Annotated in this window: 13 protein-coding genes; 9 read left to right on the top strand and 4 right to left on the bottom strand. The window is 65.5% G+C overall.

The window, feature by feature from the left end; all coding sequences use genetic code 11:
- Window positions 1–5: 5 nt before the first annotated feature.
- Window positions 6–806 carry a hypothetical protein gene (locus LB557_RS12455; protein WP_224643496.1) on the bottom strand — a complete coding sequence of 267 codons (801 nt, stop codon included), beginning with the start codon at window positions 804–806 and terminating at the stop codon, window positions 6–8.
- Window positions 807–978: 172 nt separating this feature from the next.
- On the opposite strand from LB557_RS12455, the gene LB557_RS12450 reads away from it, so the two are divergent.
- Window positions 979–1,998, top strand: coding sequence for a sugar-binding transcriptional regulator (locus tag LB557_RS12450; RefSeq protein ID WP_051041246.1), 1,020 nt, complete (start codon window positions 979–981; stop codon window positions 1,996–1,998).
- Here the strand turns inward: LB557_RS12450 and LB557_RS12445 are convergent.
- The 3 genes from LB557_RS12445 to LB557_RS12435 are packed head-to-tail and all read right to left on the bottom strand — an operon-like array spanning window position 1,985 to window position 5,163.
- Entirely contained in the window at window positions 1,985–2,836 is an 852-nt protein-coding gene (locus tag LB557_RS12445; RefSeq protein WP_224643495.1) for a TIGR01459 family HAD-type hydrolase, read from the bottom strand. The two genes, LB557_RS12450 and LB557_RS12445, sit on opposite strands and share 14 nt — an antisense overlap.
- Window positions 2,833–4,107 carry an FGGY-family carbohydrate kinase gene (locus LB557_RS12440; protein WP_224643494.1) on the bottom strand — a complete coding sequence of 425 codons (1,275 nt, stop codon included), beginning with the start codon at window positions 4,105–4,107 and terminating at the stop codon, window positions 2,833–2,835. The genes LB557_RS12445 and LB557_RS12440 overlap by 4 nt, the downstream gene beginning before the upstream one ends.
- A 15-nt stretch (window positions 4,108–4,122) precedes the next feature.
- Window positions 4,123–5,163, bottom strand: a complete 1,041-nt coding sequence (locus LB557_RS12435; RefSeq protein WP_224643493.1) for a class II aldolase/adducin family protein — start codon at window positions 5,161–5,163, stop codon at window positions 4,123–4,125.
- 179 nt (window positions 5,164–5,342) lie between these two features.
- On the opposite strand from LB557_RS12435, the gene LB557_RS12430 reads away from it, so the two are divergent.
- From LB557_RS12430 to LB557_RS12395, 8 genes are all read left to right on the top strand, one after another.
- The gene (locus tag LB557_RS12430) at window positions 5,343–6,125 is read left to right on the top strand and encodes a DeoR/GlpR family DNA-binding transcription regulator (protein WP_015315477.1); all 783 of its coding nucleotides are present in this window, start codon (window positions 5,343–5,345) and stop codon (window positions 6,123–6,125) included.
- Complete coding sequence (locus LB557_RS12425; protein WP_224643492.1) at window positions 6,122–7,501, top strand: FGGY-family carbohydrate kinase; 1,380 nt, start codon at window positions 6,122–6,124, stop codon at window positions 7,499–7,501. Before LB557_RS12430 ends, LB557_RS12425 begins: the two co-directional genes overlap by 4 nt.
- Window positions 7,498–9,042 carry a sugar ABC transporter ATP-binding protein gene (locus LB557_RS12420; RefSeq protein ID WP_224643491.1) on the top strand — a complete coding sequence of 515 codons (1,545 nt, stop codon included), beginning with the start codon at window positions 7,498–7,500 and terminating at the stop codon, window positions 9,040–9,042. Before LB557_RS12425 ends, LB557_RS12420 begins: the two co-directional genes overlap by 4 nt.
- Window positions 9,039–10,037, top strand: a complete 999-nt coding sequence (locus LB557_RS12415) for an ABC transporter permease subunit (protein WP_140720180.1) — start codon at window positions 9,039–9,041, stop codon at window positions 10,035–10,037. The genes LB557_RS12420 and LB557_RS12415 overlap by 4 nt, the downstream gene beginning before the upstream one ends.
- Before the next feature lie 80 nt (window positions 10,038–10,117).
- Complete coding sequence (locus LB557_RS12410; protein WP_015315481.1) at window positions 10,118–11,056, top strand: ABC transporter substrate-binding protein; 939 nt, start codon at window positions 10,118–10,120, stop codon at window positions 11,054–11,056.
- 111 nt (window positions 11,057–11,167) lie between these two features.
- Window positions 11,168–12,061, top strand: coding sequence for a sugar phosphate isomerase/epimerase family protein (locus tag LB557_RS12405; protein ID WP_224643490.1), 894 nt, complete (start codon window positions 11,168–11,170; stop codon window positions 12,059–12,061).
- A gap of 125 nt (window positions 12,062–12,186) precedes the next feature.
- Entirely contained in the window at window positions 12,187–12,540 is a 354-nt protein-coding gene (locus tag LB557_RS12400; protein WP_015315483.1) for a cupin domain-containing protein, read from the top strand.
- A gap of 267 nt (window positions 12,541–12,807) precedes the next feature.
- Window positions 12,808–13,278 carry a DUF2231 domain-containing protein gene (locus tag LB557_RS12395; protein WP_015315484.1) on the top strand — a complete coding sequence of 157 codons (471 nt, stop codon included), beginning with the start codon at window positions 12,808–12,810 and terminating at the stop codon, window positions 13,276–13,278.
- Window positions 13,279–13,484 lie beyond the last annotated feature (206 nt).

Below are 13,484 nucleotides of genomic sequence, written 5' to 3'. Positions count from 1 at the left end.
GGAGCTTACGGCAGATGCGCAAGCAAGGTGGCGAACACAGGTGCCAATTCATCGACCGGGCTCGCCTTGGCGCAGGCTTGGGCAATGCGCTCATGACGTATGTCGGCCGCCAGAATCGCGATTTCCAGCATGTCGGGCTCCGGCGCGCCGTCACGACCGGTGGTCGCCAGGCCGCAGGCCAGGACGACCGGCGCCAGGCAGCTTACGTCGAGCGCCTGGCCGCCGGCAGCGCTCGTTTCCGGCGCGGCTTCGCCAAAGCGGACCGGACGCTGGTTGAGCAACTCGACCAGCAGTGCCGCGCAGATGGCCGCGATGGCCTGCAGTCCGGCACCCGGCGCGGCCAGCGCAGCCAACAATTCGCCATGGCGCTTGCGCATGGCCGCGTGGACGGCGGCGAACCCGGCTTCATGGATACGGGCGTGGTCGATCTTCAGCCCGGCAAGCACCGCCTTGGTCAGATAGTACATGTCGCGCCGGAACAGGCGCTCGGCGCTCAATTGCTGGTCTTCGTCACCGGCCGGGAAATAGGTGGCGAGGCCTTTTACGGTCGTCCCGTCCACCCTTATCGGGCGCTCGCGCGGGACGAAGGATTCGGCGATCGACAGCGCTTCGTCGACGGCACTCGCGGCATGGCTGAGCAGGCCTTCGATGCCTTTGCCCGGAAATGGCGGCAGATGGCTGGTTGCTTCGCGCAGCAGGCTGGCCTCGCTGGCGCCGTCATGGCGGCTCTGGCGGATGATGTCGCGGACTTCCCGCAGCCGGTCCTTGAGGTTGACGCGGACATCTTCGGAGATTTGTCGGAGCATCGCGGTTAGCCTCGAATGTGCCGTGCGGCGCCACCTGCGACGGGCACCACCGACTCTACATTGTTCCTATCGATTGGTAGATCAATAGGCGATACTAGACCAGCATGCAGAATCGGCGACGGCGCACTCGTCCGCCGCGGGGGAGGGATGATTGGCCAGGGGACGACAAATCGTGGAAAGACGGCCCGAGGAAAGGCGGACCGACGAAAGGCGGGCAGGAGCGGAAGCGACCGAGCAGATCGTCAGCGAGAGCCGCACGGACCGCCTCAGGATCCGCGCCGCCTGGATGTATTTCGTCGAGCAGATGACGCAGAACGAGATCGCCGATGTGCTCGGCGTCGGCCGCGTCACCATCGTGCGCATGCTGGCGGAGGCGCGGTCGCGCAACGAGGTCAAGATCACCATCGAGAGCGAGCTTCTAGAGATCGTGCGGCTGGAGCGCGCGCTGGAAAAGACCTTCGGCCTCCAGCAGGCGCTGGTGGCGCCGCTGACGGCGGCCAGTGCCGATCCGATCCCGGCAATAGCCGCCAAGACCGGCATGTTCCTGTCCGACGCTATGAAATCCGGCATGCAGGTCGGTGTCGGCTGGGGCAATACGCTGTTCCACACCTTGCCGTTCATCAGCGCCAAATCGCTGACCGATTTCAAGGTGATTTCGCTGCTTGGCGGCGTCGGCGTCGCGCGCCGGGTCAACCCGGCCGAGTTCGCCTGGCGCTTCGCCCAGATCTTCCAGGGCGACGGCTATCTGATGCCGACGCCAGCCGTCGTCGACAGCGTCGAGACCAAGATCGCGCTGATCGAACGCTGCGGCCTGCAGGAGGTTTTTGAAATGGCCGACGCGCTCGACGCCGTTCTGCTGAGTGTCGGCGGGATCGCTTCGGCCACCACCTTCTCGCGCGGCGGCTTCCTCAGGGAAGCGGACCGGGAGGCGCTGCTGGCGCGCGGCGCCGTCGGGGACCTCCTGTTCCACTTCTACGACCGCAATGGTGATCTGGTCGACCATCCCGTCAACAACCATGTGATGTCGGTGGATGTCGACCGGCTGCGCAAGGCGCCAATCCGCATTCTGACCTCCGGCGGCGCGGAGAAGACCGACGCCCTGCTCGGCGCAATGAACCTGATTGCGCCCACAATCCTGATCACCGACGAGGAGAGTGCAAGGCGGATTCTGGCGGCGGTCAGCGAAAGCTGAAGGACCCCATCGTATAGTCCGGCCAGGCCTTATGCTCATCGAAGACAGCAGCGAGGTCAGGCGTGTCGGCCAATATCCCACCCGTCACCAGTGCCGTCGCGATGCCGACGCCATTGCCGCCTGCAATATCGTGTTCGACGCTGTCGCCGACGCAGACCACGCTGCCGCGCTTCGGTTCGCCGGCGAGCGCGAGCGCCGCTTCGAAGATCGCCGGGCCGGGCTTGCCGATGCGGGTGACGCTGCCGCCCAGGCTCTCGTAAAGATCGGCGATCTCGCCGGCGCCGAAGCGGGGCCCGACCGCCGTCAGCATGATCTTGTCGGGATTGGTGCAGAAGCATGGCACTTTTCGCGCCGCCGCCGGGGCCAGCAAGCGGCGATAATGCTCGAGGTCGTAGCGGTCGCCCTCGCTGGCCGCGATCAGTACCAGGTTGGCGGTATCGCCGGTTCCGGTCAATACAAAAGGCAGGCCCTCGATCGCTGTGCGGTCATTATCGCGGCTGATCAACAGGCAGTTCGTGCCGGGCCGCAACGCTCCGGTCGCCGCCATTTCGTGGAAGGATCGCCACGCCACCTCGCCGGAGGAAACGAAATGATCCCAGCTTCCGGGCTCGAAGCCGAGCCTCAGCAAACGATCTTCGTTGGGCTTGGCGCGCCTGCCGGAGTTGGAGACCAGCACCACGGTCTTTCCGGCGCGCTTCAGTGCCGCCAAGGCCACCACCGCACCGGGATAGGGGGCCGAGCCGTCATGCAGCACGCCGAACTGGTCGACCAGGAAGACCTGGTAGCGCTCCTCCAGCGGTCCGATGCCGTCGAGGCGTTCAGCCAGTTTCCCGCTCATAGCAGCCCCACCTCGTTCGCACCCTTCAACGCCAGGCGCGCCGCTCCGGCAGCGGCCTCGTCCGACAAAGCCGGCAAGAACGCAACGCCGAGCTTACGCTGCCGGATCGCGCTCCACGCTGGATTTGCCGCGCCGCCGCCGACGCTGCGCACCGAAGTCAGCGCCGGCGCGCCGAGCTCGCCAAGCCGGCGATAGCCGAGCGCTTCGATCGCGGCCATGCCTTCGAACATCGCCTTGAGATAGTCGGCATCATCCGCCGGGCGCGGGACGAGGCGCGGGGGGAGCGCCGGATCGGCGATGGGGAACCGTTCGCCCGATGTGGCGAGCGGATAATAGTCGAGGCCGGTCTCCGTTGCGGGATCGATCATGGCACTGAGCTCGATGATCCGCGCGAGCGGAAAATGCCGCGCCAGCACCTTGCCACCGGAATTCGATGCGCCGCCGGCCAGCCAGGTGTCGCCAAGACGATGGCTGTAGATGCCGAAGCGCGGCGCCGAGATCGGCCGGTCGGACAGGATCTTGATGGTCAGCGAGGAACCCAATGCGGTGACGCCGTCGCCGGCTGCCGTAGCGCCCGTCGCCAGGAATGAGGCGCAGCCGTCCGTGGTGCCGGCAACCACAACCACATCGCGCTGCAGGCCGAAAAGCGCGGCGGCGGCCGTGGTAAGCGTGCCGCTGACCTCGCCCGGCTCGACGGCATCAGGCAGTAAATTCATGCGCATGCCGGTGGCCGCGATCCAATCCGGCCAGCGGCGGGCCTCGACGTCATAGCCGGTCTTGAGCGCATTGTTCTCGTCGCTGACGTCGAAGCGTCCGGACAGGTTGCCGGCGATCCAGTCGGCCTGGTGCAGCACGGCCGCCGCGCCAGGCAGACGCTGGAATCGGAGCGCCTTGGCGAGGCCTGAAGTCGGCCCGTGGGCGGCGCTCGTTTCCGGCGCCTCGCGGGCGACAATGGCCAGGATGTCTCCGTCATCGACCTTGTCGTTGTACATCAGCGGCTCGGCCAGGGGCCGCCCATCAGTGTCGACCGGCAGCAGCGTGCCCGATGTACCGTCGACGGCGATGGCGCGGACCGTGGCACGGTCTATGCTTGAAAGCAGCCCGGCCAGCGCCGCCTGGACCGCTTGCCACCATGTGCGGGGATCGCGGGGGTTCGGGCCGAACCTGTCGAGAGGCACGGCAGATTGGGCGGCAATGGAAAAATCCCGGCGCATGGCGACCGCGCGGGCGCCGGAGGTGCCGATGTCGATGCCGACGACAAGTGGCGTCATGTCGTCCGTTCCTTGTCAGGCCGTGCCGGCGGCGTTGAGCTTCTGGCGATACTGCTCGGCGTCCCAGTTGACCAGTTCGTCATTCTCGGCGGCCGTGAGATAGTTCAGCCGCGCCTTGCCATCGACGCGCGCGGTCACGTCGGCTAGGCAACGCTGCATGGCGTCGGCACCGGCGCTGGCGTCGCCGCGCATCAGCACGCCGGCGCCGGGAAACAGGATCGCCGGTGGCGCCGCGCCGAGCCGCGCGACGACGCCGGCCACGTCCTCGCCCGGCCTCGCCAGGACCGAGCCCTGGCCAAGGAATATGACATGGTCCGGATAGAGACTGCCGGCCTCGGCCATGTGCAGGCTTTCCGCATCGATCGCGACAGCATGCGCTTCGATATCCGCCGGTAACCGGTAGTCGCCGGCTAGCGTCGTCAGGGCGGCGATGTCGGGTGCGGCGGTCGCGCGCGCCGGCCGCGCCAGCAGCGACCGGACGCGGTGCAGCAAGGCCTGTGCGTCGGGGACGGTTTCCGCGGCGACCACCAGTCCGTGATTGCCAAGGATCAGTACGTCGACGCCGGGTCGCAATCTCTCGGCAATGCCACGGGCGAGCGGCAGGCCCGGCCGGAAATAGGGCACCCAGGCCCATTCGATGCCGCCCAGCCGCTTGGCGACCTCGGCCTCGGCATCGGCTTGCACGGCCAGCGAAATCGTGTCGACGCAGTGGACGTGCAGAACCACGCGTTGCGGCATCAAGGCATGCACCGTGGTCTCGATCGACGGACGCAGGCCACGCGGATTGAGGTCTTCGATGGCGAAAGCCTGTGGCTTGTCGGCGGCCGGGTCGCGCCGGTCGACGGCCTCCAGCAACGGCGCCATCGCCACCGGCACCATGATGTCGTCGCTGAGCGCGTCCTTCAGCCAGGTGCCCGAAGCCTTGATCCACAGCGTGTCGCCGGCCTTCAGCGAGGTGTTTCCGCCCGCCGCCTGCGTCATATGCGGGTTCAGCCCGATGCTGGCCGAAAGCGCCCGCAAGGCAGCCAGTTCCTGTGCATCAGCTTGGGTTGCCATGGCCCTTTTCTCCAACGCTTGCACAAAATCCCATCGTCGGGACCGGTGTTGGCGTTGGTATCGCAGATGTGAGTGATCTGCGTCAATAGTGATCTACTATCGTCAAAAGCAGCTTGCAATCCAACTAATGTTGAGTAAGTTGCACCAATTGCCATAGAAATGGCGTCAGGGAGGAAAGGTTGAGCGACCTCGGCCGCCAGCGTCAGATCGTCGAATTGCTGCGGGATCGCCCGTTTGCCTCCGTGCGCGAGTTGCAGGAGCGGCTCGGCGTTTCGGCGGCGACGGTCAGGCGCGATATCGACCGGATCGACGAGGCCGGTGAGGCCCGCAAGGTCTATGGCGGCATTTCGGCGCTCGATGGCGCCTCGCATGCGGGCGTCGCCTATGCCCGGCCCTATGACGAGAACCGCGACCTTGCCGTCGAGGCCAAACGGCAGATCGCGGCGGTCGCCGCGACCATGGTGCGCGATGGCGACGCGGTCATCGTCCATGGCGGCTCGACCTGCTTCCATCTCGGCGTCAAGCTTGCCGACCGCAACATCCGGCTCTACACCAATTCGATGCCGCTCGCGGCCTATCTCAGCGACCATGGCCATTGCAGCCTGACGGTTGCCGGCGGCGACCTGCACCGTGAACCCGGCATCATCCATTCGCCGACCCAGGCGACGTCCTTCTATGCCTCGAAATTCTTTCTCGGCACACAAGGGCTCAACCAGGAAGGGCTGCTGGAATCGCATCCGCTGCTGGTGCGGTCCATCGTCGAGCTCAGCCTGTGCGCCGACCAGATCGTGGTGCTGGCCGACAGCCGCAAGCTGTCGATCCACGCGCGCAACGTCGCGCTGCCGCTGTCGCGCATCGGCACGCTGGTGACCGATGACGGGCTCTCCGATGCCGATGCGCGCATGCTGGAGGACGCCGGCGTCATGGTGCGGATCGCTTCAACCTCGGGAGCCCTCGCGTGAACGTGGCAGTTCTCGACTTCGGCAAGACCAATTCGAAGCTGTTCGTCTTCGGCCAGGACGGACGCATTCTCGACGAGCGCCGGACGCAACCGAAATGGGCGCGCCAAGGCGGCTTCAGCGTGCTCGACGAGGCCGCCCTCCATGGCTGGGCGTTCGGTGCCGTCGCCGACGCGGTCGAAAACCATCGTGTCGAAGGGGTGATGGTGTCGGGCCATGGCTGTACCTTCGCTCTTGTCGACGACAAGGCGCTGACCCATCCGATCCTCGACTACGAACAGGAGCCACCGGCCGAAATTGCCGCGCGGATCGACCGCCGCATCCCGGATTTCGGCGAGACGTTCTCTCCCCGCCTGCCGCTCGGCTTCAACTATGGCCGTCACATGCTATGGCTGCAGGAAGTCGATCCCGACGCGTTCGCGGCGGCGAAATGGATCCTCGGCTATCCCCAATACTGGAGCTGGCGCCTTGGCGGCCGGCCGGTCTGCGAGGTCTCCTATCTCGGCTGCCATTCGCATTTGTGGGCCCCGCGCAAACGTGATTTCTCCTCGCTGGTCGACGCCGAGGGCTGGCGTGGCCAGATGCCGGCTTTCGAACGTGCCGGCGCCGTCATCGGCGAGCAGCGCTTCGGTGGTGCCGGGCGCCCGGTCGCCATCCGCAACGGCGTTCACGACTCCAATGCGGCGCTGCATGCCTATCGTCGCCAGGAGCTCGGCCCGCTGACTGTCGTGTCGACCGGCACCTGGGTCGTCGTGCTCAACCCCGACTGTCCGCTCGAAGCGCTCGACCGTGAGCGCGACATGCTGGTCAATGTCGATGTCGACGGTGGTCCAGTGCCGACCATCCGCTTCATGGGCGGGCGCGAATTCGCCGTCATAAGCTGCGACTGGCAAGGCGCGATCCCGCATCGCTCGATCCAACAGGCGATCGATGCCGGCCTCATGGCGCTGCCGAGCTTCGCGGCGGGCGGGCCGATGCCGGATCGCCCCGGCCGGTTGGCCGGGCGCATGCCCGATGCCGGTGAACGCGCTGCCGTGGCGCTGCTCTATGTGGCGCTAATGATCGATCTCTGCCTCGACCTCATCCATTCCGACAATACCGTCATCGTCGATGGCGGGCTGAACACTGGCGGCTTGCTCGCCGGGTTGCTGGCGCAGCTGCGTCCCGGCCAGCGTTTCCTGCAAGGTGCTTCGCTCGAAGGCAGCGCCACGGGTGCCGCCGCGCTCGCCTTCGAGAGCGTGGGGCGCGACTTCGCCGCCGAGCTGCCGGAGCCGGTGCAGGCGACACGATTCGGCGGGCTTGCCGGCTATCGCGACGCCTGGCGCGATCTCATTGCCGGGCATGGTGCCGCCGCCAAGGCGGCGGGTGGTGCACGATGAGCGCGGCGGTGCGGACGCTAGCGGCGCGCCAGCCGGTGCTGGAGATGCGCCACATCTCGAAGACCTTCGGCGCGATCCGTGCCCTGCAGGACGTCTCGCTCAGCGTCCACGCCGGCGAACTGCATGCGCTGATGGGCGAGAACGGCGCCGGCAAGTCGACGCTGATGAAGGTGCTGTCCGGCGCCTATCGGCCGGATCCCGGCGGCGAGATCCTGATCGATGGCGCGCCCGCCGCGACGGGCGATCCGATCAAGGCGCGTGCTGCCGGCATCGCGGTGATCTATCAGGAACTGTCGTTGGCGCCCAATCTGACCGTGGCGCAGAACATCTTCCTCGGCAACGAGCCGCGCCGTTTCGGCATCGTCGACCGCGACCAGTGCAACCGGCGCGCCGCAGAGATCGTCGATCGGCTCGGTGTCTCCTTCTCGGCGCGTGCACTGGTTTCAGGCCTGTCGCTCGGCGAGCGCCAACTGGTCGAGATCGCACGGGCGCTGTCGACCAATGCGCGCATCATCGTCATGGACGAGCCGACCACATCGCTCACCTCGCGCGAGACCGACCGTCTGTTCGAGGTGATCGCGACGCTGAAGGCGCAAGGCATCGCCATCATCTACATCAGCCACCGCATGGAGGAAGTCTACCAACTTGCCGACCGCGTCAGCGTGCTGCGCGACAGCGGCTATGTCGGTACGCTCGTGCGCGCCGACCTCAATGCCTCGCGCCTGGTGTCGATGATGGTCGGCCGCGATCTCTCCGCCTTCTACAAGAAGGATCATCGCCCTCCAGACGGAAAACGCGCCATCGCGCTCTCGGTGCGCGGCATGTCCGACGCGCACCTGCTGAAGAACTGTTCGTTCGATCTTCATCACGGCGAGGTGCTGGCATTGGCGGGCCTCGTCGGCTCGGGCCGCACGGAGCTTGCCCGGCTGATCTTCGGTGCCGACAAACGGAGCGCCGGCACGATGGAGCTCGACGGCAAGCCCATAACCATCGGCTCGCCGCGCGAGGCGCTCGATGCCGGCATCGCCTACCTCACCGAGGACCGCAAGGAACTCGGCCTGTTCCTCGATATGTCCATTTCGGACAACATCAGCATGGGCGTACTTGTCAGGGACGCGCGAGCCGGCGGCCTTCGCGATTTCACGGCCGCCGACAGGCGTGCGGCAAAGGCCATTGCCGACCTGTCGATCCGCACCAGCTCGGCGCAGGCCAATGCCGGCTCGCTGTCGGGCGGCAACCAGCAGAAGGTGCTGCTCGCGCGCCTTCTGGAGACCGAGCCGAAGGTCGTCATCCTCGACGAGCCGACCCGCGGCGTCGATGTCGGGGCCAAATCGGAAATCTACCGGCTGATCGACAATCTCGCCAACAAGGGCATCGCCATCCTGATGATATCAAGCGAATTGCCCGAGGTGATCGGCGTCGCCGACCGCGTGCTGGTGATGCGCGACGGCGCCATATCAGGCGAGGTGACGGCATCCGAAGGCGAGCCGCTTCGTCAGGAAGCGATCATGGAACTTGCGACGGGAGCGTCTCAGCGATGACAGACAGGACGACCGCGACGAAGAGTGTGGATCAGGCGGCGGTCAGGAGCCGGCGGCTGCGCACCACATTTGCCGCCCTTGGCATGCTGCCCGTGCTGGTGCTGCTGGCGGCCGGCTTCCAGTTCATCAACCCGCGCTTCCTCACCGGCACCAACCTGCTCATCGTCACGCAGCAATCGTCGATCAACATCGTGCTTGCCGCCGGCATGACATTCGTCATCCTGACCGGCGGCATCGACCTGTCGGTCGGCTCTATCCTCGCAGCGGCCGCGATGGTGGCGGTGCTGGTGTCGCTGGTGCCGGACTGGGGCCTGCTCGGCGTGCCGGCGGCCATTCTGGCGGGGCTCGGCTTCGGGCTCATCAACGGGCTGCTCATCGCCTATATCAGGCTGCCGCCGTTCATCGTCACGCTGGGTTCGCTGACAGCCGTGCGCGGCATTGCCCGCCTGCTCGGGCAGGACACGACGGTGTTCAACTCCGACCTGCCGTTCGACTTCATCGGCAATGGCTCGGTACTCGGCATTCCCTGGCTCGTCGTCATCGCCCTGTCGGTGGTGGTGCTGTCCTGGCTGGTGCTGAAGCGCACGGTGCTCGGCACCTGGATTTATGCGGTCGGCGGCAATGCCGAGGCAGCTCGACTGACCGGCATCAAGGTGCCGCTGGTGCTGCTCTTCGTCTATGGCGTTTCCGGCCTGCTGGCCGGCCTTGGCGGCGCCATGTCGGCGGCAAGGCTCTACGCCGCCAACGGCCTGCAGCTCGGGCAAAGCTACGAACTCGACGCCATCGCCGCCGTCATTCTCGGCGGCACCAGTTTCGTCGGCGGCGTCGGCTCGATCTGGGGCACGCTGATCGGCGGCCTGATCATCGCGGTGCTCTCCAACGGCCTCATCTTGGCCGGTGTCTCTGACATCTGGCAGTACATCATCAAGGGATTGGTCATCATCGTGGCGGTCGCCCTCGACCGCTACCGGCTCCAGGCAGGGGCAAGAACGTGAGTGACCTAGTCGCCGGCATCAACGACCGGCTTGTGTAACGCACCGTGAGAGGCGCGGGGCATCAGGAGGAAGTAAGCGTAATGAAGACCATCGCCAAACTGCTCTGCGGCGCCGCCCTTGCGGCCGTCGCCATCGCGCCGGCATCGGCCAAGGACCTCAACAAGGTCGGCATCTCGGTCGGCCTGCTCGGCAACCCCTTCTTTGTCGCCACTATCAAGGGCATCGAGGACGCGGCCAGGAAGATCAATCCGAAGGTCGAGGTGACGTCGGTATCGGCCGACTACGACCTCAACAAGCAGGTCTCGCAGGTCGATTCCTTCATCGCCGCCGGCGTTGACGTGATCATGCTGAACGCGGTCGATGCCAAGGCGATCGCTCCGGCGGTGAAGAAGGCGCAGGCAGCCGGCATCATCGTCGCGGCCTTCGACGTTTCGGCGCCCGGTGCCGACGTCACGGTGATGACCAACAACGTCAAGGCCGGCGAGGAAGCCTGCCAATACCTGGTCGACCACACCGGCGGCAAGGGCGACTACGTCATCCTCAACGGGCCGGCGTCGTCGTCGATCCTGGAACGGGTGAAAGGCTGCAAGAACGTGCTTGCCCAGCATCCCGACATCAAGATCCTGTCCGACGACCAGAACGCCGAAGGCTCCCGCGATGGCGGCTTGAAAGTGTTCCAGTCGCTGCTCACCCGTTTCGACAAGATCGACGCGGTGTTCGCCATCAACGATCCGACGGCGATCGGCGCGGAGCTCGCCGCCAAGCAGCTCAACCGTTCGGAGTTCATCTTCACCGCGGTCGACGGGGCGCCGGATATCGAGAAGGAACTTTCTTCCGGCAAATCGATGATCAAGGCCTCGGCCTCGCAGGATCCCTATGTGATGGCCGGCCAGTCGCTCACCATGGCGGCCGACCTGCTCGCCGGCAAGAAGCCGGCCGAGGCCACCGTACTGCTCGACCCGAAGCTGATCACGGCCGAGAACCTGAAGGACTACAAGGGCTGGACCGCGGCCCGCTAAGCCTCCCAAGGCCGGTGTGGCCGGAGCGATCCGGCCGCACCATTCTCCTCGCCGCTTAACTCTTTGTTTTACGCAATTCCGGACGGAGAATTGCTTTAACCGGAGACGATCATGTCGCGCATCGGAATCCATTCCTTCGTCTGGTCGGCAAGCTCGGCGCAGGGCGAACTCGAACGCACGCTGGCCAATACCAGGGAGGCCGGTTTCGACCTGATCGAATTCTCTTATCTCGACCCCGCCAATGTCGATATTGACGGGCTTGCCAAACGCATCGCCGATCTTGGTCTCGGCGTCGCGATCAGCATCGGATTGCCTGGTGACGGCGATATTTCGAGCGCCGACAAGGCGATCGCCGCGCGCGGCGTCGAGATCCTCAGCGACACCGTCGCGCTGACGCGCGACCTTGGCGGCAGCAAGGTCGCCGGCATTCTTTCGACCAGCCATGGCCTGCAGATCGAGGCACCGACACGCGATCAATGGAACCGCAGCGCGGCAACGCTGGCAAAGGTCGCCGAGACGGCGAAGGCAGCCGGCGTCACGCTCAACCTCGAAATCGTCAACCGCTTCGAAAGCAACCTGCTCAACACCGCCGCGCAAGGGTTGGCCTTCATCGAGGACACGGGGTCGGACAACATCTTCCTGCATCTCGACACGTTCCACATGAACATCGAGGAAGCCGATGTCGGGCTCGCCGTCCGCCACGCCGCCGCCAAGATCGGCTATGTCCATATCGGCGAGAGCCATCGCGGCTTCCTCGGCACCGGCAACATCGATTTCGCGGGGATTTTCGATGCGCTGACCGCAATCGGCTATGCCGACGATCTCAGCTTCGAATCCTTCTCCTCGGAGATTGTCGACGAGAACCTGTCGAAGAAGACGGCGATCTGGCGCAATCTGTGGACCGACAACATGGCGCTCGCCAAGCACGCGCGTGCCTTCATCGGCCTTGGGCTGGAAACGGCGCAACGCAAGGCAGAGCTGGTCTCGGCACGGCACAAGCCATAACCACTCCAGCTCGCGCCGGTCAGCCCGAATGTGCGGCCGTGCCTGTTTCGCATGGCACGGCATTGCCCCCGTCATGTGCATCGGCTATCCGACCCGCAGCACACATGAAGCAAACGGAGCCCGGCATGACGAACAAGACCATCCTGAAATTCGGCGCGGTCGAGCACGCGGAAGCCGGCGATCTGCCTGGCTGGATCGCGGTCGAGGGCCAACCGACCATGCAGACCGCCGTCCAGCACACGACTTCGGATGGCAAGGTGATATCGGGAACCTGGCGTGCGTCGCCAGGCACCTATCATGCGACCTACACCGATTATGAGTTCGTGCACATGATCGCCGGCCGCATCATCATCACGCCCGACGGCGGCACGCCGGTCGAGGTCGGCCCCGGCGACGCCTTCGTGGTGGAAGCCGATTTCAAGGGCACCTGGAAGATCATCGAGCCGGTGACCAAGCATTTTGTCGTGCGGGTCGGCTGAGCCGGCCCGATCACAGCCGAAGCAAGCCCGCCATGATTCGCCATGGCGGGTAAGTACGGATTGCTTTGCGCCTATTACGGCAAGCTATGCGCCCACGACTTCACTCAACCAGCTCCGCCACCTGACCGGTTTGTTCCCGCGCGCCTTTCCGCTTCGGAGCTCTGCCGCTTTGGGTTGTGGAACATTCAGCTGCAGCCGGCGTTTTACGTCACACTGTCTTTCAGAGATGCACCGCAGTCGCGCGCGACTGCCTTTGGAGGCATTACCATGGCCCGCAACCCGCAAAGCACGGCAAGCATTGGCGGCCACCCGATCCATCCCATGCTGATCCCCTTCCCGATCGCTTTCTTCGTCGCCACCTTCGTTTGCGACCTGATCTTCTGGCGAACAGGCAATCCGGGATGGGTGAGCGCCAGTCTCTGGCTGCTTGGGGCGGGCCTGATAATGGCCGCCTTGGCAGCTCTTGCCGGGCTGACCGATGTCCTGGGCGATGTTCAAATCCGCAATTTGCGTGACGCGTGGCTCCACGCCGGCGGCAATGTGCTCGTCGTCCTGATCGAACTCTACAACTGGTACTCTCGCTATGCCCATGGCGAGACGGCGGTGGTACCCACCGGCCTGGTCCTCTCGCTGATCGTGGTTCTCATTCTTCTGTTCACGGGCTGGAAGGGCTGGGAAATGGTCTACCGTCATCGCGTGGGCGTCGCCGATGGTCCCGGCGAAGTAAGCCGACACTGAGGCGCGGCCTATTCTTCGGTGCTCGGGATGCTTTTGAGGACGAACAGGGCCCTCTGGGCTATGCGCCATGCCCAAGCGGCTATCGGCCACGGGTCGCCATTGCCGGACCGTGCCCGAGACCTATATCCCTAGCGCATTTGCGATCGGCCCGGCCCCGGAATTCGGCCCGACCCCGGAATTGTCCGCCGCACCAGCTGTCTTCCGAC

This window comes from Mesorhizobium sp. BR115XR7A, from assembly GCF_020165315.1.
Classification (GTDB): Bacteria; Pseudomonadota; Alphaproteobacteria; order Rhizobiales; family Rhizobiaceae; genus Mesorhizobium; species Mesorhizobium australicum.
Note: the sequence above shows the minus strand (reverse complement) of the source record. Positions and strands in the feature narration are given on the sequence as shown.

Bases quoted from the DNA above. Each gene is read 5' to 3' on its own strand.
- LB557_RS12455 (WP_224643496.1), bottom strand. From the start codon at position 806: ATGCTCCGACAAATCTCCGAAGATGTCCGCGTCAACCTCAAGGACCGG.
- LB557_RS12395 (WP_015315484.1), top strand. From the start codon at position 12,808: ATGGCCCGCAACCCGCAAAGCACGGCAAGCATTGGCGGCCACCCGATC.
- LB557_RS12440 (WP_224643494.1), bottom strand. From the start codon at position 4,107: ATGACGCCACTTGTCGTCGGCATCGACATCGGCACCTCCGGCGCCCGC.
- LB557_RS12445 (WP_224643495.1), bottom strand. From the start codon at position 2,836: ATGAGCGGGAAACTGGCTGAACGCCTCGACGGCATCGGACCGCTGGAG.
- LB557_RS12400 (WP_015315483.1), top strand. From the start codon at position 12,187: ATGACGAACAAGACCATCCTGAAATTCGGCGCGGTCGAGCACGCGGAA.
- LB557_RS12405 (WP_224643490.1), top strand. From the start codon at position 11,168: ATGTCGCGCATCGGAATCCATTCCTTCGTCTGGTCGGCAAGCTCGGCG.
- LB557_RS12415 (WP_140720180.1), top strand. From the start codon at position 9,039: ATGACAGACAGGACGACCGCGACGAAGAGTGTGGATCAGGCGGCGGTC.
- LB557_RS12410 (WP_015315481.1), top strand. From the start codon at position 10,118: ATGAAGACCATCGCCAAACTGCTCTGCGGCGCCGCCCTTGCGGCCGTC.
- LB557_RS12420 (WP_224643491.1), top strand. From the start codon at position 7,498: ATGAGCGCGGCGGTGCGGACGCTAGCGGCGCGCCAGCCGGTGCTGGAG.
- LB557_RS12435 (WP_224643493.1), bottom strand. From the start codon at position 5,163: ATGGCAACCCAAGCTGATGCACAGGAACTGGCTGCCTTGCGGGCGCTT.